The sequence below is a fragment of the Thiocapsa roseopersicina genome, assembly GCF_900106925.1.
GTDB classification, from domain to species: domain Bacteria; phylum Pseudomonadota; class Gammaproteobacteria; order Chromatiales; family Chromatiaceae; genus Thiocapsa; species Thiocapsa roseopersicina.
In genome coordinates, this window is the sequence record NZ_FNNZ01000003.1 from 282,961 (window position 1) to 305,985 (window position 23,025).

Genomic DNA, 23,025 nt, shown 5'->3' on the forward strand with positions numbered 1-23,025 from the left:
AAATTCTGCGACGGTACTCAAGTCTTCGCCCCGCAGCCCTCACCCGATCAGGCCATCATCCCGAGCCATGCCCAGTACACCGCCAGGTTCAACAGCGTAAGCGGTGCCCCCACGGCAAAGAAGATCCAGAATCCCAGGTGTGCGCCGCGACGCTCGGCCGCTTGAACGATGATGATGTTGCTGGCGGCGCCGATCAGGGTGAGGTTGCCGGCGATGGTGGAGCCGGCGGCGAGTGCCATCAGCAGGTCCGGTCGCTCGGGCGGCAGCAGGGGCAGGGCGAGCGAGACGAGCGGGACGTTGGAGACCAGCTGACTGCCCAGCACCCCGGCGCCGAAGACTTCCCCGAGTCCGATTGGATCCGCCGGGATCCAGGATTGCAGAAGCCCGGTGTCCCAGACGCTGCGCATCAGGATGAACATGGCAGCGAAGAAGACGAGGGTATGCCAGTCGATCCCGCGCAGCAGGGCGACCCGGTGCGGGCTGAACAGAAGCAGCGGCGCGGCGGCGACCAGAGCGATCACGACCAGCGGAAAGGCGAGTTGCGGTGCGACGAAGGACAGGGCGATCCGCACCGCCACCATGAGCACCAGCAGTCCCAGCGAGAGGCTCGCCAGACGGGCCAGTTGCGGATTGTCGATGATCGCCGGCAGGTGCACCAGGGTCTCGCCGTGGATGTGGCGCCAAAAGGCCAGGCGCAAGACGGTGTAGGCGATCAGCAGGTTCAGCAGTGTCGGCGGCCCCAGGGCATGCATGAAGTCGACGAAGGGGTTTTGAATGCCCCCGTGAAGCGCGATCAGCAGGTTTTGCGGATTGCCGATCGGGCTCATGACCGAGCCGATGGTAACCCCGAAAGCGAGCGCAAGCAGCAGAAGAGCCGGCGGTAGGCGGTGATCGCGCGCCAAGGCGAGCGCGATCGGGGTGCCGATCACGGCTAGCGTATCGTTCATCAGGAAGGCCGAGCCGATCGCAGCGGCGAAGATCACGGCGATCAACAAGGTGTCGGCACCAGTGATGCGGCCGAGCAGACGCGCGCTCATCGCCCCCAGCCAACCGCTCTCCACCAGGGCGTGGCCCAGCACGAAGACCCCGAAGAGAAAGCCGATGACCTCCCAGTCGATCGCTTGCCAGGCGGTCTGCGGCGCAATAGCGCCGGTGAGGAGGACGAGCAGCGCCCCGAGCCCCATGATCTGCCAGATTGCGAGCGGGATACGCGCGAGGTTGCGCGCGGCGATCAGTGCAAGCACGCCGCCGAGTGTCCAGAGTGGCAGATGATCCAAGGCGCGCCCTTCTTAAACCGCGCCAAGCGCGGTATGCGGTTTTTTTGGATGGGATTGACCCGGCCGACTTGACGGCCGCTGGAGCTGGTGCGGTTTAAGATATTAAAAAATATATAATTTTAAACCGCGTCGCCGCTAAGGGCCGTGGATGCGCCAAACGTCGAGCTCACTCGAAAGTGAGCATCTCGCTCTGGACGCGGTTTAACGGCAAAGCCGCAGCCTCATCGCCCGCGCATGACATTGTCCAAGGCCACTCGGGCGCGGTTGCTCGGCACCGCAAATCCGATCCCGACATTTCCCCCGCTCGGGCCGATCAGTGCGGTGTTGATGCCGACGACCTCGCCGGCGAGGTTGATCAAAGGTCCGCCCGAGTTGCCCGGATTGATCGAGGCGTCGGTCTGAATCAGCTCGCCGAGCCGGTTGCCGGCGATCCCGCTGCGCCCGACCGCGCTCACGATGCCGGAGGTGACGGTCTGGCCCAAGCCGAACGGATTGCCGATGGCGATGACGAAGTCGCCGACCTCCAGTCGGTTGGAGTCGCCGAGCTTGAGCGGCCGCACGTCCACCGGCGGAATCTCGAGGATGGCGACGTCCGATGCGGCATCCGAATCCAGCCGCCGCGCGCGAAAGGTGCGCCTGTCCTTGAGCGTGACCCGGATCTCGGTCGCGTTGCGCAGCAGATGGTCGTTCGTCATCACATAGCCGCGCGCGGCATCGACGATGATCCCGGAGCCGACGCTCGAGCGTTGCTCGATCTCCGCCTCCTCGGGCGCGGGCAGACCGAAGCGATCGAGGAAGGCGCGGAATTCCGGGTCGCGCAGGAAGGGATGATCCTCCATCGGCACCTCGGACTTGACCGAGATGTTCACCACCGCAGGCGTCACTCGGCGCATCAGGGGGGCGAGCGACGGAAAACCGGACGCGGTGCCGAGGGCCGGGGCGCCTGCGATCGCGGCCGGCAGTTCCGCCTCGTGGTCTGCATCAGGCGAGACCGCGCAACCCGTCGCGAGCAGCGCGATGAAAGCCGAGGCCACGATCGAACCCGTTCGGCGCCGTGGCGCAGTCGCAGCTGTCGAACAATCCACGGTGTGCTCCCGAGGGTCGAAGGGATGGCGTGGGCAGGGCGAAGGCTCAGCGCGCCAAGCTGCTGGCTACGCGCTGTCTGATGGCGCCGTCGACCGGCTCGTTGACCATCAGGGCGAAGGGTTTCCAGCTCCCCCCGCGGCGGACATAGCCGGCGTAGGTGCTGACGCCGCGCAAGGTGCCGGTTTTGGCACGTACGGCGGGGTTCCCGTCCTGTTGGGGCATCAGATCCCGATAGGGCTCGAAGGCGTCGAGCAGCTCCACGAGCTGGCGGGCGCTGAGCCGGTTGGCGCGCGAGAGACCGGCGCCGTCGTCGATCGTGAAATCGCGCCACGCGAAGCGCTCGCGCGCGAAGTCGGTCATGGCGCGCTTCGCGCCGGTCATGGTGACCTGCCCGGTGCCTTTCGGATCGGCCAGCCGCAGGAAGAGCGCGTTGGCGATAAAGTTGTTGGAGTACTCGAGCATCGGCGAGACCATCTCGGCGAGGGTGCGGCTGTTGGCGTGGCGGTAGATACGCTTGGCGGCGCGCGGCATCGGTCCGATGCGTTGCTGCTCGCCGACCTGGACGCCGGCGCCTTCGAGCTTGGCGGCGAGCAGCTCGCCGAAATAGCGCAGTGCCTTGTCGCGCTCGCGCAGATTCACGCGCTGCTTGCCGGCGGCCCCGGCCATGCCGAAGCGCTGCGCCGAGTCGGTCAGCGGGGTCTGCGGCTCGGCACTCTTGATGCTGTCGCCGGTGCGCACCAGACTGACCGTGTTGAAGTTGGCCGCCAAGGCAGTGACGGGCGCGTCGTAGGGGTTGTCGGTCGAGGAGCGTCCGGCGATCTCGACATCCGGGCTGAAGAAGCTGTCGTCCAGACCGATGCCCGTGATCCGGCGTGGGCCTTTGGCCGCGAGCGCGCTCACGACCTTGTCGAGCTCCTCGGAGACCAGATAGGGATCGGCATAGCCTTTGACCCAGAGCCAGCCTGCGTCGTCGGTATAGAAGTCGGTCTCGAAGCGATGGTTGCGTCCCCAGGTCTCGAGCGCGGCGAATGCAGTCAGCACCTTCATGGTCGAGGCCGGGATGCGCGGCGTATCGGCGCGGGTCGCGATCAGGTCGCGGCCGTTCTCCTGGAGCAGCAGGCTCGCCTGCGGAAGGGCCTGGACCTGGGCCACCGGATCCGCACTCGCGGCCGGTGCGATCAGGGCGGCGGCGAGCGTGAGCACGAGCCCATGCGTGAGCAGGGCAACGGTCTTCGACGGGGGGCGAGCACGGCGCTGTGACGGTATCGAAAGGGCGATCATTCCGGATCCAGGATGTGTGAGCGGGACGAGAGACATCGAGGCGCAAGAATAGCCGACAATGTCCGTCTATGCGCGTCGCTTTCCGGTCCCCGCATCCGACCGAGCCTCTGTCCGAGTCTGCGTGGTGGCGAGCTTGGCGGCATGTCGCGGCTGCAGATCGATCAGCTCGGGATGAAGGTATCCGACCAGCTCGCTCGGGGTCGGCGCTTCGAGCCAGGGCAAGACGCCCAGGCAGGGCGCATCGATCAGGGCCGCGAGGGTGGCGAGGTTGGCGTCGCGAGACAGCATCGTCGGGTCGACCTGATTGGCGATCCAGCCAGCCAGGACGCCGCCCGTGCCCTGGATGCTCTCGACCGTCAGCAGTGCGTGGTTGATGCAACCAAGCTTCAGGCCGACCACCAGGATGACAGGCAGCCCGAGCGCCTTGGGGATGTCGCTGACGAAGAGGTTCGGCCCCAAGGGCACGCGCCAGCCGCCGACGCCTTCGACGATGACTTGATCCGCCTCCCCGGCGAGCGTTCGATAAGCCTGCTCGATGGTCGGAAGGCGGATCTCGACGCCGGCCTCGCCGGCGGCGATGTGCGGTGCGATCGGGGGTGCGAAGGCGTACGGATTGACCAGACCGTAAGGCGCCTTGGAGCTGCCCTGCGCGCGCAATCGCAAGGCATCGTCGTTGCGCAACCCGTCGGGGCCACGCGCGCAACCCGAGGCCACTGGCTTCATCCCGAGCACGCTCGGCCCGGTCGCCTGCACCGCAGCCATCAGCCCGAGACTGATCTCGGTCTTGCCGCAGCCGGTATCCGTTCCTGTCACGAAGAGTCCGTGCATAGCGATGCGATCCTCCCGTAAACCGCGCCCGGCGCGGTATGCGATATTTCTGGATGGGATCGGCCTCGGCAGACGTGACGACCGCCGGAACCGGCGCTGTTTAAGCGATTAAAAAATATCTTATTTTAAACCGCGTCTACGTTAAGGGCCGTGGATGCACCAAACGTCGAGCTCACTCGAAAGTCAGCATCTCGCTCTGGACGCGGTTTAGGTGGGGTCAGCCCCCGGCCTCGACGGCGCGATCCGGGGCAAGGTCACACGATTGCGGCGTCCGATGGCGCTCACGGGGACGGCGATGCCGCCCTGCGCGGGTTTCTGCTCCGGCACCCAGGCGTGGCCGTAGACGACCTCGTAGCTGGCCGGTAGCCGGCCGTCGCTGCGGTGGATCTCGTAGGCCGCATCCAAGGCCGCGAGCCGGGCACGACCGGTGAGACCACGCGGGCGATCGGCGGTTGCGTTCCCCGCACCCAGGATCTTGAGATCCTGCATCAGCTCGCGCACGGCGGGGTAGGTCAGGGTCATCCGCTCGGTGTCCATCACCGGATCGACAAAGCGGGCGCGCACCAGGGCGTCGCCGATGTCGTGCATGTCGAGGAAGGGGCTCACATGCGAGGCGCCGTCGACCCGTGCCCAGGCTTGGCGCAGCTCCTTCAGGGTATCGGGCCCGAAGGTGGTGAACATCAGGAGTCCGCCCGGACGCAGGACACGCAAACACTCGGCGAAGGCCCGGTCCAGGTCGTTGCACCACTGAAAGGCGGCGTTCGAGACGATGAGGTCGACCGCGCCGTCGACAAGCGGGAGCGATTCGGCATCCGCGCAGATGCAGAGCGGGCGCCTGAGCCAGCGACCGCGTCGGCGCGCCTGCAACAGCATGCCGTGTGCGAAGTCCAGTGCGATCACCCGCGCCTTGCGGTAACGGCGGTGCAGCGCATCGACGGCATAGCCTGTACCGGCCCCGAGATCGAGCACCCGCTCCGGCTCCAGGCGCACGTAATCGAGGCGTTCCAGCAGACGGTCGGCGATCTCGCGCTGGAGCACGGCCACGCTGTCATAGCGCTCGGCGGCCTGCTCGAAATTGCGCCGGGCGCGGCCTTTGTCGATCCCCTGGTCGATCCCCTTATCGATCGGGGTCATGGTGCGGGCCGACCCTTGTTCGGTTCTGCTGCCGGACCCTCGATCCCGGTCAGGAAGGCTCGAACGATCTCGCGGGTACGATCGGGGTGCGAAAGATGCGGCGCGTGTGCGGCACCCTGGACGATGGCCGTAACCGCACCCGGCATCAGGATCTCGACGCGCTCGGCCACGGCCGGCGGCACCAAGGCGTCGTGGGTGCCGAAGATCCACAGCGTCGGACAGCGGATGTCCGGGAGCCGGCCGCGCATGTCTTCGGCGCGCAGGATGTCCAGGCCGATCGAGAGCGCATCCGAGTCCGGCTGCGGCCGCTCGGCGATGCGCCGACGCAGGTCCCGCAGGGTCTCGCGCGCGTCGTCGCTGCCGCGTACCTGGAGCGCGAGGAAGCGCGAAAGTGTCTCGGCGGGATCCGCAAGCAGGCCGGCATGGAACTGGTCGAGCGTCTCGGGCAGCATTGCCGGCATCCAGTCCGCCGCGCGCACGAAACGCGGCGTGCCGGTCATGAGGATCAAGCCTTCGACCCGCTTGGGCGCGCGTACCGCGGCCGCCACGGCGACCAGTGCGCCGAGCGACCAGCCGAGCCAGATCGCGCGCTCCGGTGCGGCCTCCAGGCAGGCGTCGGCCCAGGCCCATAGATCATCGAGATGCGGCGAGAAGGGGCGGTCGCCGTGACCGGGCAGATCGATGGGGCAGGGGACGACGCCGGGCGGGAGATCACCGGCGAGACCGTCCCAGACGGCACTGTTCATCCCCCAGCCGTGGAGCAGAACCAGGTGGCGGTCGATGTCTTTTGCGTCGGGCATTCTGTGTCGGGTCTTCAGTGGTTGACGCGCGGGTTGGATTGGGCCCGCGTGGTGCGGCCTTTGATCTTAACCCAATGCGTCGACGGGGGCTGCAGCCCGATGCCGGCGGGCCAACGAGAGCCTGAACGTCGGATGACGCTGCGCTGATCCGACCTACGGCTTCCGGTCTCCGGTTTCATCGCTCGGCGCTGCGGGTTGCAGGGCGGCGAGTGCGTCGAGCAGGTAATCGACCATGCTCTCGGTATGAGCGGCCGACAGGCAGACCCGCAGCCGTGCACTGCCCTCCGGGACGGTGGGCGGGCGGATGGCACCGACGAGGATCCCGCGGGCTTCCAGCTCCGCTGCCCAAGCCAACGCTTGATGACTGCTCCCGGCGATCAGCGGCTGGATGGGTGTCGGCGATTCGGACAACGGCAGACCGAGCTGGTTCGCACCCGTCCGGAACCGGGCGATCAGGGCTTGCAGGTGCTCGCGTCGCCAGTCCTCGCGACGGGCGAGTGCGAGGCTCGTGCGCGTCGCCTCGGCCAGGGCCGGGGGTGTCGCCGTGGTGTAGATGTAGCTGCGCGCACGCTGGATCAGGGTCTCGATCAGGGCATCCGAGCCGGCCACGAAGGCCCCGAAGGTGCCGAATGCCTTGCCGAGGGTACCCATCAGGATCGGCACCTGATCGGCGTCGAGCCCGAAATGATCGAGCGTCCCGCGCCCCTCGCGGCCGAGCACCCCGAGCCCGTGGGCATCGTCGACCAGGAGCCAGGCGTCCGCGCGGCGCGCGATCAGGACGAGCGCGGGCAAGGGGGCGAGGTCGCCGTCCATGCTGAAGACGCCGTCGCTGGCGATCATCCGCGTGTCTCGGTCGCCGATCAGGCGGTCGAGCTCGGCCGTATCGGCATGCGGATAACGGCGCAGGGCCGCGCGCGCGAGGAGGGCGCCGTCGAGCAGCGAGGCGTGGTTGAGCCGGTCCTGCCAGACGGTGTCGCCCCGGCCGCTCAGGGCCGAGATGATCCCTAGGTTCGCCATGTAGCCGGTCGAGAAGAGGAGCGCACGGGGTCGCCCGGTGAAGTCGGCCAGCTCCTCTTCCAAGGCATGATGGGCGGCGCTGTGTCCGTTGACCAGATGGGCGGCACCGCTGCCGACGCCCCAACGCTCCGCCCCTCGCTGCAACGCGGCGATGACCTCGGGGTGATTGGCGAGCCCCAGGTAGTCGTTGCTGCAGAAGCTCAGCATCGGGCGGCCGTCCACGATGGCCTCCGGTTGCTGCGGGCGGTCCTGCACGCGACGGCGTCGATAGAGCCCCGCCGCCCGCTGCTGTTCGAGCGCTTCGTCGAGCACCTGGTCGAGGTCGGTGGTCATGGCTTACGCATCGGCTGCGTTCCAGCTGGGGCGATCAACCCGGGTCTTGCGCCTGAAGCGCCGCGCCGTTGGTTCCCCGTCCGTCCGGCCCGAGCAGGCGGACGTAGACGCCGGCAATGGTCTCGGGCAAGGGGTTGTTCAGCGCGTTCTCGCCTGGATAAAGACGGGCGCGCAAGGCGGTCCGGACCACGCCGGGGTCGATGCTGTTGACCCGAATCTTCCCGTTCTCGCGCATCTCCGCGGAAAGGACTTGCATGAGCCCTTCGATGCCGAACTTGGCCGCGGCGTATGCGCCCCAGTAGGCCAGCCCCTGACGACCGACGCGGTCCGAGGTAAAGAGCACGGAGGCGTCTTCGGAGGCCCGCAGCAGCGGCATGCAGACCTGGGTGAGAAGAAACGGCGTGGTGAGATTGATGCGAATCACGCGATCCCATTCGCTCGCGTCGTAGTCGTCGATGCGGCTCAGGAAGGGCGCGTAGGAGGCGCAATGGGCGAGTCCATCGAGACGACCGAAGGCATCCCCGAGGACATTGGCGGCGGCGAGGAAATCGTCCTCCGTCGCGGTCTCCGGGTTCAGCGGCAGGATCGCTGGCTCCGGCCCGCCGTCGGCCTCGATTTGGTCGTAGACGTCGGTGAGGTCAGACTCGTTGGATTGCGACAGGACGACGCTCGCCCCGGCGGCCGCGCAGGCGAGCGCGACGGCGCGTCCGATCCCCTCGGCGGCGCCGGTCACCAGAATCACACGCCCGTCCAGTCGATCGGCGTCGGATTGTCCTTGGTCCATTGCTTGAAATGCCTCTTGCTCGGTTGTCATGATTCGAAATTATCGCCGCGATCGCGCGCAGCGGCATTGAGGATTAAACCGCGCCCGGCGCGGTATGCGACGTTTTTGGATGGGATCGGCCCCGGCAGACTTGATCGCCGCTGGATTCGGCGCGGTTTAAGATATTGAAATACATATTATTCTAAACTGCATTCCCGCTGGTGGCCGTTGACAAACCAAACGTCGAGCTCACTCGAAAGTGAGCATCTCGCTCTGGACGCGGTTTAAACCAGTCATTCGCGTCGACTTTCGCGCCAGGCGTTCCAGAGCTTGCGGATCGGGGTCAGGGCGATCCGCTGATCGGCGACATCAAAACCGCTGGCCGCGATTTCGGCGAGAAGGCGATCCGCGAGGCGGACGCGGATGCGGATCACGGCGGGCAAGCGGGGAAGATCATGGCTCATCCCGTCGCGATGGCGCTCCAGATCTCCGGCAAGATCGGCCAGCAGCGGCGCCAGATGCTTGCGGATCTCGGTCGGCGTCTGGGCGGTGTGACTCATCCCGTGTCGACTCAGTCGATCCTCGGGCAGGAAGCCGCACCGTTCATGACGCAGCAGGCGACCGCTGTCCCGCACGAGCTCGACCAGGCCGCAATAGCTCCCGGCGGATCGGACAGCGGCCAGTCCGGCTGGCGTGGTCTCGCCGTGGGCACGGGCGATCAGTTCGCAGAGCGCGCCGAGATCCAGGTCGGCCAGGGCCGCAAGGGCGGCGACGTCCCGCACACGCCGATCCGCCAGGATCGCTTCCGTCCCCAGGACGATGTCGACGAAGGGTTGTCGCGGCAGCTTGGCCCGCGCGATCAGCGGACCGAGCGACAGCCCGATCGGATGCCGACCCGTGCCCGCAAAGATGCGCTCGAACTCGTCGTTCCACCATGCGAGCTTGCGTGCGGCCACCCCGCGGTCCGAAACCTCATCGACGACCGATCGCACCAGATGACGCCAGCCGAGCAGTGCGGCCAGATCATCGCGCAACCCGAGCGGTGCAAAGCGCACGCTGTAATACGCGGACGAGCCGGGCGGGGTTGCGGGATTCGGGAAGGCCCACTCTGTCGCTGCGGGCGCGCCCTGCATCAATCGGAATCGCGCACGCAGGTCACGAGATAGTTGACGTCGAGATCATCCGGATCGAGGTGATAGGTCCGGGTCAGCGGGTTGTAGGTCATGCCCGTCATGTCGGTCGTGCGCAGATTGGTCGGTCGGATCCAGGAGTGCAGCTCCGAGGGGCGGATGAAGCGCGCGTAGTCGTGGGTGCCCTTGGGCAGGAGACCCATCAGATACTCGGCGCCCAGAATGGCGAAGAGATAGGACTTGGGATTGCGGTTCAGGGTCGAGAAGACCACCGTCCCGCCCGGACGCACCAGACGCGCGCAGGCATCGACGATCGAGGCGGGGCTCGGCACGTGCTCGAGCATCTCCATGCAGGTGACCAGATCGAAGCTGTTCGGCTGCTCCGCTGCGAGCACCTCGACCGGCACGAGCCGATAGCTGACCTCCACACCACTCTCGAGGGTGTGGAGCTCGGCGACACGCAGCGGCATGGCTCCCATATCGATCCCGGTCACCTGCGCACCGCGCAGCGCCATCGATTCGGACAGGATGCCGCCGCCGCAGCCCACATCCAGAACGCGCTTGCCGGCCAACCCGCCAGCCGCGCGCTCGATGTAGTCCAGGCGCAGCGGATTGATCTCGTGCAGTGCCTTGAACTCGCTGTGCGGATCCCACCAGCGAGAGGCCAGCTCCTCGAACTTGCTGATCTCGGCGTGATCGACGTTGTGGATGGTTTCGGTCATCGTCTGCGGCCCCGGCGGTGTGCTGTCGACATGTCAATGATGGCCATGTCGGTCTGATCGGGCCGCAATTCTACACCGCGAAGCCCCCGCGACGGATCAGCGTCGGCCGCTCTCGGGCAAAAAGCCGGGTGCGAGGATCTGCTCGAGCGCGTAAGGACAGGTGCCGGGAAAGGCTGTTTCGGGCAGACCCGATTCACGCGCGGCATCCCGGACAGCTTTGGGATAGATCATCGCCAGCGCCGTGTCCAATGACGGACGTATGCCGGGCATGGTTCGGTCCAGCGGAAGCGGCGGCCGTGATCCCTGCCGGGGCCGGTCGGATTTGCCGCCGCCGCTTGCCGAATCTATAGTCATGCCATCTCGGCCGGTACAGGTTTCACCTTGTTCTCGATCGGCAACGCCGACACCCCCGGGAGAGTCGACTGCAAGTCGACTCTCCCGGGGCGATTTCTGCTCCGAGCGAGACCGATTCCGTTCAAACCCGTCCCTCCGCGGGATTGCCAATCCTCACGACATCCCTGACCTCCTCGGATCTGCGCGACCCAGATAGCGACGCGGGACCGAAAAATCGATATACTGTGCGGCTTTGCGCCGCCGGGGGAATGAACGATGTTCGAGAAAAGCATGCAGATCAGCGACTATGATCCTGAGCTCTGGGGTGCCATCCAGAACGAGGAGCGCCGTCAGGAGGAGCACGTCGAGCTCATCGCCTCCGAGAACTACGCGAGCCCGCGTGTCTTGGCGGCTCAGGGCAGCGTGCTGACCAACAAGTATGCCGAGGGTTATCCGGGCAAGCGCTACTACGGCGGCTGCGAGTATGTCGACGTGGCCGAGCAGTTGGCGATCGATCGCGCCAAGCAGCTGTTCGGCGCCGACTATGCCAACGTCCAGCCGCATTCCGGCTCGCAGGCCAACGCGGCGGTCTTCATGGCGCTGTGTGAGCCCGGCGACACGGTACTCGGTATGAGCCTGGCGCACGGCGGTCACCTCACCCACGGCGCTAAGCCGAACTTCTCGGGCAAGATCTACAACGCGGTTCAGTACGGACTGGATCCGGCGACCGGCGAGATCGACTACGCCGAGGTCGAGCGCTTGGCCAACGCGCATCGTCCGAAGATGATCATCGCCGGCTTCTCGGCCTACTCGCGGATTGTCGACTGGGCGCGCTTCCGGACCATCGCCGATGCCGTCGGCGCTTATTTGATGGTCGATATGGCGCATGTCGCCGGTCTGGTTGCGGGCGGCGTCTACCCGAGCCCGGTGCAGATCGCCGACGTCACCACGACGACCACCCACAAGACACTGCGCGGTCCGCGCGGCGGCTTGATCCTGGCCAAGGCCAACCCCGAGCTTGAAAAGAAGTTCAACTCGCTGGTCTTCCCGGGCACCCAGGGCGGTCCCCTGATGCATGTGATCGCCGCCAAGGCGGTGGCCTTCAAAGAGGCGTTGGAGCCGAGCTTCAAGGCCTACCAGCAGCAGGTCGTTCTGAACGCGCAGACGATGGCCGAGGTCTTTCTCTCGCGCGGTTTCGATGTGGTCTCGGGCGGGACGAACGATCATCTCTTCTTGGTCAGCTTTATCGAGCAGGGTTTGACCGGCAAGGAGGTCGACGCCTGGTTGGGCGCGGCCAACATCACCGTCAACAAGAATGCGGTGCCCAACGATCCGCAGTCGCCTTTCGTTACCAGCGGAATCCGTGTCGGCACGCCCGCGATCACCACGCGTGGTTTCGGGACCGACGAGGCGCGCGATCTGGCCGGCTGGATGTGCGATCTGATCGATGCGCGCGGCGATCAGGCGACCATCGATGCGGTCAAGACCAAGGTGCTGGCCCTCTGCAAACGCTTTCCCGTTTACGAGCGTTGAATGCGCTGCCCCTTCTGCGGCGCCCAGGATACCAAGGTGGTGGACTCGCGTCTTTCCGGTGAGGGCGACCAGGTGCGCAGGCGGCGCAAGTGCGTCGTCTGTCACGAACGCTTCACGACCTTCGAGACGGCGGAGCTGAATCTGCCGCGTGTCGTGAAGCGCGACGGCAGCCGTGCGCCCTTCGACGGACGCAAGCTGCGCTCCGGGATGATGCGGGCGCTGGAGAAGCGGCCGGTGAGCACCGACGAGATCGACAGCGCCATGTGGCGGATCCAGCGCAAGCTGATGTCGAGCGGCGAGAGCGAGGTCCCGGCCCTGCGCATCGGCGAGCTGGTGATGGAGGAGCTGCGTCAGCTCGATCAGGTCGCCTACGTGCGCTTCGCCTCCGTCTATCGCAAGTTCGAGGACGTTGCCGCCTTCCGCGAAGAGATCGAGCGGCTCGAGCAGCAGCCGACGCCCGAGGTCAAGCGTCAGCAGTTGGATCTGCTCCAGGAGCTGGAGCCCAAGCCTTGACGACCGGGTCGGATGACGCGCCGAGGAGCGGGCCGGCTCCGGGTGCCGACCATGCGTTCATGGCGCGTGCCGTTCAGCTCGCCGAGCTGGGTCGCTTTACGACCGACCCCAATCCGCGCGTCGGCTGCCTGATCGTCCGTGACGGTGTTGTCGTCGGCGAGGGTTGGCACCGGCGCGCCGGGGAGCCGCATGCCGAGCGCCACGCCCTGATCGAGGCGGGCGAGCGTGCCCGCGGCGCCACCGCCTATGTGACGCTGGAGCCCTGCTGTCACCAAGGCCGCACGCCGCCCTGCACCGACGGTCTGCTGGAGGCCGATGTCGCACGGGTGGTCTGCGCCATGGTGGACCCGAATCCGCTGGTCGCCGGGCGGGGATTGCGACTGCTCGCCGAGGCCGGTGTTGCCGTCGAGACCGGCCTGCTCGAGGCCGAGGCGCGAGCGCTCAATCCGGGCTTCATCAAACGGATGGAGCAGGGTCGTCCTTATGTGCGCTGCAAGCTTGCGGCGAGCCTGGACGGGCGCACCGCGATGGCGAGCGGCGAGAGTCAATGGATCACCGGCGAGGCGGCACGCCGCGACGTGCAGCGCCTGCGCGCCGGCAGCTCGGCGATCCTCACCGGGATCGGGACCCTGCTGGCGGATGATCCGAGCCTGAATGTTCGGCTCGGTGCGGAGGAACTGCCTGGGATGCGACCGGGCGAGGGGATTCGCCAGCCGCTGCGGGTTGTCCTCGACAGCCGCTGGCGCACGCCGCCGACCGCCCGCATCCTGACGTTGCCGGGGACGACCCTGATCGTCGGTGCGGTCGACGACCCCCGGCGGATGGCCGAGCTGAAGGGCGCAGGTGCCGAGGTCTATCTCTGCCCCGGTGACTCGGGGCGGGTCGACCTCGGTGCTCTCATGAGCGAGCTGGCCCGGCGCGAGATCAACGAGGTGCTCCTGGAGACCGGGCCGACCCTCGCCGGGGCGGCCATCTCCGAAGGGCTGGTCGACGAGATCCTGATCTACCTGGCGCCGCATCTGATGGGCGACGCGGGACGCGGCCTGTTCAGCCTGCCCGGAATCGATCGGATGCGCGATCGTATCCCGCTCGCGATCGTCGATGTTCGCGCCGTCGGCCGAGATCTGCGCGTCACAGCTCGCCCGGAGCCGACCGGTACTGCTCGTGGGTCCTAGGTCGGATTAGGCGCGCTGGTACGGCGTTCGATGGCGCGATCGACGTCGATGCGCGCCGTGATCCGACAGCAACGCGGGCGGATCGCTGCGATGGAGTCCGTCGGGTTACGCTGCGCTAACCCGACCTACACTTGGCCATTGAAACCATGTTCACCGGAATCATCCAATCCATCGGCCGGATCGAGCGGCTCGAGCCGCGCGGCGGCGACGTGCGCCTCTCGATCGATGCCGGGAAGCTTGATCTTGCGCGCGCGGCGCTCGGCGACAGCATCGCGGTCAACGGAATCTGTCTGACCGCTGTCGAGTTGACGGGGCGCGGTTTTGCCGCGGATGTCTCGCGCGAGACCCTCTCGCTCACGACGCTCGGAACACTTGCGCCCGGCAGCCCGGTCAATCTGGAGCCGGCACTCACCTTGGCGACCCCGCTCGGCGGACACCTGGTCAGCGGTCATGTCGACGGCGTCGGGCAGATTATCGAGCAGCGCGAGGATGCGCGGTCTTGGCGACTGCGCATCCAGGCCCCGGCCGAGCTGGCACGTTATATCGCGCCGAAGGGCTCCATCTGTGTCGACGGCACCAGCCTGACGGTCAACCAGGTGGACGGCGCGATCTTCGAGTTGAACATCGTGCCCCATACCCTTGAGGAGACCATCATCGGTGGCTATCGCAGCGGCACGCGGGTCAATCTCGAGGTGGACCTGATCGCTCGGTACCTCGAGCGTCTGCTGTTGGGCGATGCCGCGGCCGAGAACGGACCGGGGAAGTCGGGATTGACCATGGCGTTTCTCGCGCAGCATGGCTTCGCGAAATCCGCCGATTGACCATCGCCGTAGGATGGGTAGAGCCAAGCGAAACCCACCCTTCAAACCTCGGCATCTCGGGTCAGCTACGCGATAGCGCCGGAGTTGGAGTTACGGGTTTCGACGCCTTTTGTTCGTGGTGTTGGAGCGGGGGATGGGTTTCGCTGCACTCTACCCATCCTACGTTTAAGGTTAAACTAACCGGCTTTTCGCTCGGACGACATTTTAGTCATGGGTAATTCAGGCCTCCACAGTACCGAAGAGATCATCGAGGAGCTCCGTCAGGGACGGATGGTCGTGATCATGGACGACGAGGATCGCGAGAACGAGGGCGATCTGCTCATGGCCGCCGATCGCGTGACCCCGGAGGCCGTGAACTTCATGGCCAAGTATGGGCGCGGCCTCATTTGCCTGACCCTCAGCAAGGAGCACTGCGAGCGTCTGCGCCTGCCTATGATGGTCAGCGACAATCAGGCCGCCCATTCCACCGCCTTCACCGTTTCCATCGAGGCGGCCCGCGGCGTGACGACCGGCATCTCGGCAGCCGATCGGGCCACGACCATCCAGGCCGCGGTCGCGCCGGACGCGCAGCCGAAGGATCTGGTCCAGCCCGGCCATATCTTCCCGCTCATGGCGCAACCCGGCGGGGTTCTGGTGCGGGCCGGTCATACCGAGGCCGGATGCGACTTGGCGCGTCTCGCCGGTTATAGCCCTGCCGCCGTGATCGTCGAGATCCTGAACGAGGACGGCTCGATGGCGCGCCGGCCGGATCTCGAAGCTTTCGCCGAGACACACGGGCTGAAGATCGGCACCATCGCGGATCTCATCCACTATCGGGTTCGGCACGAGAAGGCGGTCCTGCGCGAGTGCGAGTGCGAGCTGCGTACGGATCACGGGACCTTCCGCCTGGTGGCCTACAGGGATAGTATCGATAACGAGATCCACCTGGCCTTGACCCTCGGCGAGATCAGCCCGGAACGCCCGACCCTGGTCCGGGTGCATCTGCAAAATACCCTGTGCGACCTCTTCGGCACGCGTCACAACGCCTGCGGCTGGCCGCTGCAGGACGTGATGCGGCAGGTCGCGGCCGAAGGCGAGGGCGTGATCGTGGTACTGCGCAACCGCGACAGCGCTGCCGACCTGCTGGCGCGTCTGAAGGACTTTCAGCTCCACGACGAGGACGACGTGGTCCCTGCCCGCCGCCAGGATCGCAATGCCCTGCGGACCTACGGGATCGGCGCCCAGATCCTCTCGGATATCGGCGTGCGCAAGATGCGCGTCATGAGTGCGCCCAAGGCGATGCACGCCATCTCGGGCTTCGATCTGGAGGTCGTCGAGTACACCGGCGGGAGGCCGGCGAGCGGTCCAGCGACCTGAGCCTTGGCGGACGCCGAGACGGAGAGGGCGAACCGCAAAGGCGCAAAGGACGCAAAGGATGACGAAGTGGCGATGCACGATTCGCCGACACCTCGTCGATAAGAATAGCTTCCGAGAATTCGGTTTGAACCCCTTCGCGCCCTTCGCGCCCATTGCGCCTTTGCGGTTTGAATCGAAACGAGCCAACCCATGAGTATCAAGACGATCGAGGGCGCCATGCGCGCCGACAATGCGCGCTTCTGCCTGGTGGTGTCGCGCTGGAACAGTTTCGTGGTCGAGGCGCTCGAGAAAGGCGCCATCGACACACTCAAGCGCCACGGTGCGACGGATGACGCGCTGACGATCGTGCGTGTGCCCGGCGCCTTCGAGATGCCGGTGGCCATCGAGCGGATCGCAGCCAAGGGCAGTTTCGACGCCATCCTGGCGCTGGGTGCCGTGATCCGCGGCGGCACGCCGCATTTTGAATACGTCGCCGGGGAGTGCGTCAAAGGCATGGCCCAGGTCAGCCTCAAGTACGCTATCCCGGTCGCCTTCGGCGTGCTGACCGTGGACACCATCGAGCAGGCGATTGAGCGTGCCGGCACCAAGGCCGGCAACAAGGGCGCAGAGGCGGCCATGTCCGCCATCGAGATGGTCGACCTCTTGCGGCAGCTCGATTGATGACGATCAGTCCCCGCAGTCAGTCACGCCGCTATGCCGCCTTGGCGCTCTATCAATGGCGGCTGACCGGCGAAGACCCGATGGAGATCAAACGCCATCTCCTCGATGACCCCGAGTGGCTCGATGCCGTCGCCGGCTCGCTGAATGGGTCCGAGGACGACGACGCCCCGCCCGATGCCAAGGAGCGGTTCAACTTCAACATGGAGCTGTTGGATCAACTGCTCACGGGTGTTCCGATCCATGTCGCGGAGATCGATTCCGAGCTTGACCGGGTCCTCGACCGACCCATCAGTCAGGTCGATCCGGTGGAGCTCGCGATCCTGCGTCTGGGCGCCTTCGAGATCCTCTTCTCGGACTCCATTCCGGATCGCGTCGCCATCAACGAGGCGGTCGAGCTGACCAAGCTGCTCGGCGCCCATGAGGGGCACAAGTACGTCAACGGCGTGCTCGACAAGGTCGCGCGCGCGCATGCGGCGGCGTCGGGACGGCCGGTCTAGGCTCGCGGCACTGCAGGATGGATGAAGGATCGCGATCCGAGTTCGATCTGATCGGCCGCTTCTTCGCCGATCTCGGTGCGCCGCGCGCCGACGTCCTGCTCGGCGTCGGCGACGATTGCGCCTTGCTCGAGGTCCCTGCCTGCCTGAGCCTGGCGGTCAGCATCGACACCCTGGTCGCCGGGATCCACTTCTTCCACGGTTGCGATGCCGAGGCCCTCGGACACAAGTCCCTGGCCGTCGGACTCAGCGATCTGGCCGCGATGGGCGCTGCGCCCGCCTGGGCGACGCTGGCCTTGACCCTACCCGAGCGCGACGACGACTGGCTCGCGGCATTCGCGCGTGGCTTCGGCGACCTGGCCCGAACCTACGGGGTGCGTTTGGTCGGCGGCGATACCACACGCGGCCCACTGAGCGTGACCGTGCAGGTCCATGGTCTGGTGCGCTCCGGTGCGGCGGTGCAGCGCGACGGCGCCCGCCCCGGCGACCTCGTCTGGGTGAGCGGGACGCTGGGCGATGCCGGGCTCGCGCTCCGGCTCATACGCGAGGGTGGTCCGGTCGATCCGGCATTGCGGGCGCGACTGGAACGCCCGGATCCGCGCGTCGCGCTCGGATCCGCGTTGCGCGGGATCGCCACCGCCATGATCGATCTCTCGGACGGTCTGGCCGGGGACCTTGGTCACATCCTCGCGGCGTCCGGTGTCGGGGCCGAGATCGACCTTACGGCCTTGCCATTGTCTCCCGCCGTGGTAAGCCGGATCGCATCCGAGGGCGATTGGTCGCTGCCGCTGTCGAGCGGAGACGATTACGAGCTGTGTTTCTGCGCGCCGCCCGAGCATGCAGCGCTGATTGCATCGATGGCGGCGGGTCTGGGCTGTGCGCTGAGCGCCGTCGGCTGTATCAGCGCGGAGCCCGGGTTGATCCTGACGGGGCCGGACGGCGCCCCGACAAGCCTTTCGAGTGCCGGTTATGACCACTTCTCGAACAACGCCTGACGGCATGCCCCAAAGCAGCTTCAAGTCCGGCTTCAATCCGCGACGCATCCATCACTGGATTGCCTTCGGTTTCGGCTCGGGATTGGCGCCGCGCGCGCCCGGAACAGTCGGCACGCTCGCGGCGATTCCGCTCTATCTGCTCTTGAGTCCTTTGGCCTGGCCGTCCTATGTCGGCCTGCTTGTCCTCTTCACGCTTGTCGGGATCTGGGCCTGCGACCGCACGGCACGTGATCTGGACTCCAAAGACCCCTCCGCGATCGTCTGGGACGAGTGGGTCGGCTTTCTCCTGACCATGATCGCCGCACCGGCCGGATGGCTCTGGATCCTCGCCGGTTTTGCCCTTTTCAGGCTCTTCGATATCTGGAAACCCTGGCCCGTGCGCGTGGCGGACCGGAAGGTGCCCGGCGGCCTCGGCATCATGCTCGACGACTTGGTCGCCGGGGCGATGGCCGCCATCCTCATGGCCCTAGCCGCCATGTGGATGCCGTTTTGAGACCTTTGGTTCGAATTCCTCGATTCCTAAACCGCGGCAACGCCGACGGCGCAGGTTTCAACCGATGGCCAGCTCAGCCGAGAAGCTCGCAAAGAACCTCGGCCGCGGTTTAGCCGGCCTCCTCGATCTTTACGCACAGCACGTCGCAGGTCGGGTTGCGCAGAACGGAGCGCGCCGTGGAGCCGAAAAGCCCCAAGAACCCGTGCCGTCCACGGCTTCCGATGACGACGAGGTCGACAGCCAGCTCGCCGGCAACCTCGTCGATCGTGCGACCGGTCGGACCGACACGCACCAAGCGATCGGCGATCGGCACATCCAAGCGTTCACCCAAGACATCGAGCTCGCGCCGAGCGATCGCCAGCAGCTCCTCTTCCAGATCCAGGTTCTCCGGGACGGCGACGTCGCCCGCATAACCGACCGGCATATATTCCATCGTCGGCGGGACGTGCTCGACGACATGCAGCAGAAATAGCCGCGCACCCAGCAATGATTTGAGTCGCTGTGCGCGTGCGACAACCGGCTCGCTTTCCTTCTCGAAATCCACCGCGAGCAACAGGCGTTGATAGTCGTGGTTGTCCATCGCAAACCTCGCTGGCTGTATCTGAACCTAAACCGCGTCGTGGAGTGACATGAATCGGCGCCGCTCTGTGGCCGGTTCGGCGCGCATAGGGGCGCGTCGGAGCCGACGCGGTTTAGGTGATTGAAGGTCCTCTTCAAGTGTAATCGGCTTTCGAGATGTCACCAGCCCGTCGCCGTTGAGTCTGGTTCTCGATCACGCGTGTCTGCGAGCGAGCGGCGTGCCTGGCATCGGTCCTGCCACCTGCGGATACGCACGCCAAACCACTGGATCAAGCAAAAACCTGAACCGCGTCAGCTCCAGCGCTGGTTTGTTTCCGCGACCTTGCTCACGCACGAGCCGTCTCGGATCGCACCGGACGCGGTTTAGCCGTCTTTCTTCAGGAGATCGGCCAACCCTTCGAAGGGGTTGTGTGTCGTCTGCTTTCCGGCGACGCCCGGCTTGGAGACACGGCCGCCGGCCAGAGAGGCTAAGTGCTCCTCGTACTTCTGGTGCTCGTTGTCGTGGCAGTAGACGCAGAGCAGCTCCCAGTTGCTGCCGTCGGGCGGGTTGTTGTCGTGGTTCATGTCCTTGTGATGGACGGTGAGCTCGCGCAGGTTCTCGCGGGTGAAGGTGCGCGCACACCGCCCGCAGACCCAGTCGTAGAGTTTCAGGGCCTGCTCGCGATAGCCGGCGGCGCGCTCGTCGCTGGCCTTGCGGGCGTCGGCGACCACGCGATCGAGCTTGGTGCTGTTGATGGGTTTGCCGGTCTTGGCGTGACGCGGACCGCTGCTCGAGGTCATCGAGGTGTCCTCTTGTGGATTGACGATGCCGGCAATCTTAGCCGGTCTTGCCGTCTCCAACACGATCCCGATCAGAAAACCGGCCGCGTGGGCGCTGTGCACCGGCGACCAGGCGGTGTCGCTGAAAACGGCCTCGCCCGTCAGACACTCCAGCAGGATCTTGGCTGCAACGGCGAGTGCGAAGAGGATCGCGAGCGGGTCGCGCGACTCGGCCCTCCAGGTCGCGGCCAATCCAGCCCCGACGATCAGATTGACGATGCCCGAGAGACCGCAATAGGCGGCGAGTCCGGGCTCCAGCAGCATGACCGCTCCGACGATGCTCGGCATGCCAAGCAACAGCAGCGCTGTCATCCGGCCTCGCAGCACCGGCTCGTAAAGCCAACCGACCAGCAGGAGTCCGGCGACATCCAAGAGGAGATGGGCCGGGTCGCTGTGTGCGAGATGGGCCGAGAAGGCGCGCCAGGACTCGGCCCGGAGCGGGATGGATCGGTCCAGGATGAGGGTTTCCGGGACCGGTCCGAGGATCAGATAGACGCCGACCGCCACGAGGGCGAATGCGAGTGTCCAGGGCATCTTGGACGTCATGACGGTGGCTCCGAGATGAGACTCCGTAGGTCGGGTTAGGCGAGCATCAGATGAGTTTTCAAACCCGCTCGGAGCCTTAAGCGCGCCGTAACCCGACGTTCCGCCTGGGAATGTCGGATTACGCTGCGCTAATCCGACCTACGCGCCGACGCGTCGGCCCGCCGACCGGTCCGAGCGCGGATCACGAGTATCGCGCCTAAGCCGAGGAGCATGAGCGCAACCTCCCACGGGGAGAGTGCGCCGGCACCGCCGCCCGATCCGTCCCCTGATCCGCCGCCTGCATGGGTCGCACGATTGCCCGTGAACATGGGCTCGGCTTGGTCGACGCGCGGGCTCGTCGGGGCCTGTTGAGTGCGTTGCTCGCGTGCGGCACGCTCGAGATCGCTGCGGGTTGCGTTCAGGCGCTCGATGCCGAGCTGCTCGAAGACCTCTTCGCGCAGAACGACCATGCTGGTGCGATCGGTGACCAGTCCGTAGGCGACGCCCAGGTCGCGGACGGCGTCTTCCATGTCGGCATCCGGGCCGAAGTTCTCGATCTCATGCTCCATCTCGCGGATGCGGTCGTAGGCCCAGAGGCGCTCCAGCTCCGGGTTGTCGCTCGACTGGGCCGGGAAGGCGAAGCGCCCGCGGTATTGGGTCTCGGCGCCGGAGAGGCGACCGCTCAGGGTCAGCGTGGCCTCGCCGTCGCCCCAGTAGTGGCCGAGGAACATCAGCTGCTGGCCGCGATAGAGCGATCCGGGCCGGGCCGGGGTGAGATCCGTCGTCCGCACCCCGTCGATCTCGAGCTGGATGCCGTGCAGGGCGGCATGGGTCAGCTTGCTCGATGCGGCGAGGATCTCGCCCACGATGTCGTCGGCGTTGGAAACCGAGCGGGCGAAGCCGTCGGACGCCTGCGTGAGTGCCTCCAGGAGCGGGCGGTTGGCGCTGTTGCCCATGATGAAGGTGAAGAGCCGCACATCCATCTTCTCGATCAGCCGGAGAAACTTGCGCTGCTCGGTCTCGCCGACGTTCGCGACACCGTCGGTCACCAGGATGATGCCGCTGGTGCGGTCCGCATCGACCCGATCCAGGCCGAGCTGGAGACCGGAGTAGAGGTCGGTACCGCCGTTCGGCTGCTCGGCGGCGACCCGGTCGGTCCATTCGAGCACGCTTGCGGCCGTTGCGGGGACATAGCCGCCGGTCAACTCGCGTGCGCTGTTGTTGAAGGTGACGATGCGAAAGCGGTCGTCCGGCCGGAGCTTGCCGAGCGCATGTCGGATTCCTTCGGCCAGCGTGCCGTACTTGCCCTGCATCGAGCCCGAGAGATCGAGCACGAAGACCCAGTCCGCGCCTTGGCTGATCGGCTGAAGGTCATCGCCGGGGGTGAGGGTCAGCAGGAAGGTGCCGCGACCGGCGGGGTCCGGTTTGTAGGTCACGAGATCGAGGCTGCCGGGCAGATCCTGTGCGAGGCGCCAGTAGACGACCAGATCCTTGTCCAGGCGATAGGGCTGCGTGGCGGCGCCGGGCGCACCGGGCTCGGTCGACGCGGTCGGCTCGCCGGGATCGCCGTCGGCGGCGACGGCATCCAGGACGCCGTTGCTCAGGTGCAGATCCCAGCGCTGCGCGTCGAGCTTGTCGATCCGTGCATCGCTCGCGTTCGGTATCCGCACCGCCTCGACCGGATAGCCCGAGCGCAGGCGCAGATCGAAGCGGAAGCGATCCTGCACCTCGGTGCTCGCCGTCCAAAAGGCGAGCTTCGCCTCGTCCACGCCGCCTTCTTCCAGCGGATAGACATAGCGCCCGATCCCGTGATCGATGCCGATCGGTTGCAGATAGACGAAGCGGACGCGCGTATCCTGCCCGGCCCGCACCGGTGCGACGCGGATGTCGAAGGTCCGATAGGCGTCCTTGACGGCAATCCCGGCGTCGCGTCCGGCGGCACGCTCGCTCTGGTAGACCTCTTCGGCGCGCTCCTTCGGAAGCACCTCTCCGGTCAAGGGCTTGCCGTCGATCCAGACCGTGACCTCGGCCACCGTACCTTGCTCGGGCACCGGGAAGGAGTAGGTCGCCTCGAGGTCTTGGGCGTGCGGGTTGTGGAAGACCTGCTCGACGGTTGTGACGGCATAGCCGTCCTGAACCAGGACATCGACCTGGTGATCGCGGATCGAGAGGGCGGGCAGTGAGCCGTCGCTCGGGGTCAAGAGTCCCGCGGCCTGACTGACCGACGTCGTGAGTAAGAGGACGGTGAGCGTCCGGCCGATGGCCCCAAACAGGCGAGATGCGTCGTACATGAGAGACCTCCAAAATATGAACGATGTTCAATTAAGACGCATCGAAAAGGCCGGGTCGGCCGGCCTA

At 66.3% G+C, this 23,025-nt stretch carries 23 protein-coding genes and 1 pseudogene; 9 read left to right on the forward strand and 15 right to left on the reverse strand.

Annotation, left to right across the window (positions count from 1 at the left end):
• Positions 1 to 47 precede the first annotated feature (47 nt).
• The 11 genes from BLV04_RS05530 to BLV04_RS05580 all read right to left on the reverse strand — a co-directional run bounded on the left by BLV04_RS05530 (position 48) and on the right by BLV04_RS05580 (position 10,641).
• Complete coding sequence (locus BLV04_RS05530; RefSeq protein WP_217633658.1) at positions 48 to 1,277, reverse strand: SLC13 family permease; 1,230 nt, start codon at positions 1,275 to 1,277, stop codon at positions 48 to 50.
• Between the two features lie 221 nt (positions 1,278 to 1,498).
• Positions 1,499 to 2,311 carry a trypsin-like peptidase domain-containing protein gene (locus BLV04_RS05535; protein ID WP_371828631.1) on the reverse strand — a complete coding sequence of 271 codons (813 nt, stop codon included), beginning with the start codon at positions 2,309 to 2,311 and terminating at the stop codon, positions 1,499 to 1,501.
• 97 nt (positions 2,312 to 2,408) lie between these two features.
• The gene (locus tag BLV04_RS05540; RefSeq protein ID WP_093028876.1) at positions 2,409 to 3,644 is read right to left on the reverse strand and encodes a D-alanyl-D-alanine carboxypeptidase/D-alanyl-D-alanine-endopeptidase; all 1,236 of its coding nucleotides are present in this window, start codon (positions 3,642 to 3,644) and stop codon (positions 2,409 to 2,411) included.
• Between the two features lie 66 nt (positions 3,645 to 3,710).
• The gene (gene bioD, locus BLV04_RS05545) at positions 3,711 to 4,472 is read right to left on the reverse strand and encodes a dethiobiotin synthase (protein WP_093028877.1); all 762 of its coding nucleotides are present in this window, start codon (positions 4,470 to 4,472) and stop codon (positions 3,711 to 3,713) included.
• Between the two features lie 207 nt (positions 4,473 to 4,679).
• Complete coding sequence (gene bioC, locus BLV04_RS05550) at positions 4,680 to 5,606, reverse strand: malonyl-ACP O-methyltransferase BioC (protein WP_093028878.1); 927 nt, start codon at positions 5,604 to 5,606, stop codon at positions 4,680 to 4,682.
• Positions 5,603 to 6,406: a pimeloyl-ACP methyl ester esterase BioH gene (bioH, locus tag BLV04_RS05555; RefSeq protein WP_093028879.1), complete on the reverse strand. Its 804-nt coding sequence runs from the start codon at positions 6,404 to 6,406 to the stop codon at positions 5,603 to 5,605. The genes bioC and bioH overlap by 4 nt, the downstream gene beginning before the upstream one ends.
• A 153-nt stretch (positions 6,407 to 6,559) precedes the next feature.
• Complete coding sequence (gene bioF / locus BLV04_RS05560) at positions 6,560 to 7,756, reverse strand: 8-amino-7-oxononanoate synthase (RefSeq protein WP_093028880.1); 1,197 nt, start codon at positions 7,754 to 7,756, stop codon at positions 6,560 to 6,562.
• Between the two features lie 34 nt (positions 7,757 to 7,790).
• Positions 7,791 to 8,540, reverse strand: a complete 750-nt coding sequence (locus BLV04_RS05565; RefSeq protein WP_093029033.1) for an SDR family NAD(P)-dependent oxidoreductase — start codon at positions 8,538 to 8,540, stop codon at positions 7,791 to 7,793.
• A 272-nt stretch (positions 8,541 to 8,812) separates the two neighbouring features.
• Entirely contained in the window at positions 8,813 to 9,652 is an 840-nt protein-coding gene (locus tag BLV04_RS05570) for a squalene/phytoene synthase family protein (RefSeq protein WP_093028881.1), read from the reverse strand.
• Entirely contained in the window at positions 9,652 to 10,371 is a 720-nt protein-coding gene (ubiG, locus tag BLV04_RS05575) for a bifunctional 2-polyprenyl-6-hydroxyphenol methylase/3-demethylubiquinol 3-O-methyltransferase UbiG (protein WP_093028882.1), read from the reverse strand. Before ubiG ends, BLV04_RS05570 begins: the two co-directional genes overlap by 1 nt.
• Before the next feature lie 96 nt (positions 10,372 to 10,467).
• Positions 10,468 to 10,641 (reverse strand): DUF29 family protein, encoded by a 174-nt coding sequence (locus BLV04_RS05580; protein WP_245731738.1) that lies wholly within the window; start codon positions 10,639 to 10,641, stop codon positions 10,468 to 10,470.
• 339 nt (positions 10,642 to 10,980) lie between these two features.
• On the opposite strand from BLV04_RS05580, the gene glyA reads away from it, so the two are divergent.
• The 9 genes from glyA (at position 10,981) to BLV04_RS05625 (ending at position 18,744) form a co-directional block, all read left to right on the forward strand.
• The gene (gene glyA, locus BLV04_RS05585) at positions 10,981 to 12,237 is read left to right on the forward strand and encodes a serine hydroxymethyltransferase (protein ID WP_093028884.1); all 1,257 of its coding nucleotides are present in this window, start codon (positions 10,981 to 10,983) and stop codon (positions 12,235 to 12,237) included.
• Positions 12,238 to 12,750 carry a transcriptional regulator NrdR gene (nrdR, locus tag BLV04_RS05590; protein WP_093028885.1) on the forward strand — a complete coding sequence of 171 codons (513 nt, stop codon included), beginning with the start codon at positions 12,238 to 12,240 and terminating at the stop codon, positions 12,748 to 12,750.
• 59 nt (positions 12,751 to 12,809) lie between these two features.
• Complete coding sequence (ribD, locus tag BLV04_RS05595) at positions 12,810 to 13,925, forward strand: bifunctional diaminohydroxyphosphoribosylaminopyrimidine deaminase/5-amino-6-(5-phosphoribosylamino)uracil reductase RibD (protein ID WP_093028886.1); 1,116 nt, start codon at positions 12,810 to 12,812, stop codon at positions 13,923 to 13,925.
• 146 nt (positions 13,926 to 14,071) lie between these two features.
• Complete coding sequence (locus tag BLV04_RS05600) at positions 14,072 to 14,746, forward strand: riboflavin synthase (RefSeq protein WP_093028887.1); 675 nt, start codon at positions 14,072 to 14,074, stop codon at positions 14,744 to 14,746.
• Positions 14,747 to 14,956: 210 nt separating this feature from the next.
• Entirely contained in the window at positions 14,957 to 16,102 is a 1,146-nt protein-coding gene (gene ribBA, locus BLV04_RS05605) for a bifunctional 3,4-dihydroxy-2-butanone-4-phosphate synthase/GTP cyclohydrolase II (protein ID WP_093028888.1), read from the forward strand.
• Positions 16,103 to 16,291: 189 nt separating this feature from the next.
• Positions 16,292 to 16,762: a 6,7-dimethyl-8-ribityllumazine synthase gene (gene ribH, locus BLV04_RS05610; protein WP_093028889.1), complete on the forward strand. Its 471-nt coding sequence runs from the start codon at positions 16,292 to 16,294 to the stop codon at positions 16,760 to 16,762.
• Complete coding sequence (gene nusB / locus BLV04_RS05615) at positions 16,762 to 17,259, forward strand: transcription antitermination factor NusB (protein ID WP_093028890.1); 498 nt, start codon at positions 16,762 to 16,764, stop codon at positions 17,257 to 17,259. The genes ribH and nusB overlap by 1 nt, the downstream gene beginning before the upstream one ends.
• A 17-nt stretch (positions 17,260 to 17,276) precedes the next feature.
• Positions 17,277 to 18,251: a thiamine-phosphate kinase gene (thiL, locus tag BLV04_RS05620; RefSeq protein ID WP_093028891.1), complete on the forward strand. Its 975-nt coding sequence runs from the start codon at positions 17,277 to 17,279 to the stop codon at positions 18,249 to 18,251.
• A 4-nt stretch (positions 18,252 to 18,255) separates the two neighbouring features.
• Positions 18,256 to 18,744, forward strand: coding sequence for a phosphatidylglycerophosphatase A family protein (locus BLV04_RS05625; protein ID WP_093028892.1), 489 nt, complete (start codon positions 18,256 to 18,258; stop codon positions 18,742 to 18,744).
• Positions 18,745 to 18,853: 109 nt separating this feature from the next.
• Here BLV04_RS05625 and BLV04_RS05630 read toward each other — a convergent pair whose 3' ends face one another.
• The 4 genes and pseudogenes from BLV04_RS05630 to BLV04_RS05640 all read right to left on the reverse strand — a co-directional run bounded on the left by BLV04_RS05630 (position 18,854) and on the right by BLV04_RS05640 (position 22,958).
• Positions 18,854 to 19,324: a universal stress protein gene (locus tag BLV04_RS05630; protein ID WP_093028893.1), complete on the reverse strand. Its 471-nt coding sequence runs from the start codon at positions 19,322 to 19,324 to the stop codon at positions 18,854 to 18,856.
• 362 nt (positions 19,325 to 19,686) lie between these two features.
• Positions 19,687 to 20,103 carry a YajD family HNH nuclease gene (locus BLV04_RS25510; protein ID WP_245731752.1) on the reverse strand — a complete coding sequence of 139 codons (417 nt, stop codon included), beginning with the start codon at positions 20,101 to 20,103 and terminating at the stop codon, positions 19,687 to 19,689.
• Positions 20,104 to 20,172: 69 nt separating this feature from the next.
• Positions 20,173 to 20,688 (reverse strand): annotated as a pseudogene (gene rrtA, locus BLV04_RS25515) (rhombosortase); the annotation flags it as partial.
• Positions 20,689 to 20,816: 128 nt separating this feature from the next.
• Positions 20,817 to 22,958, reverse strand: a complete 2,142-nt coding sequence (locus tag BLV04_RS05640) for a VIT and vWA domain-containing protein (RefSeq protein WP_093028897.1) — start codon at positions 22,956 to 22,958, stop codon at positions 20,817 to 20,819.
• Positions 22,959 to 23,025: the final 67 nt, after the last annotated feature.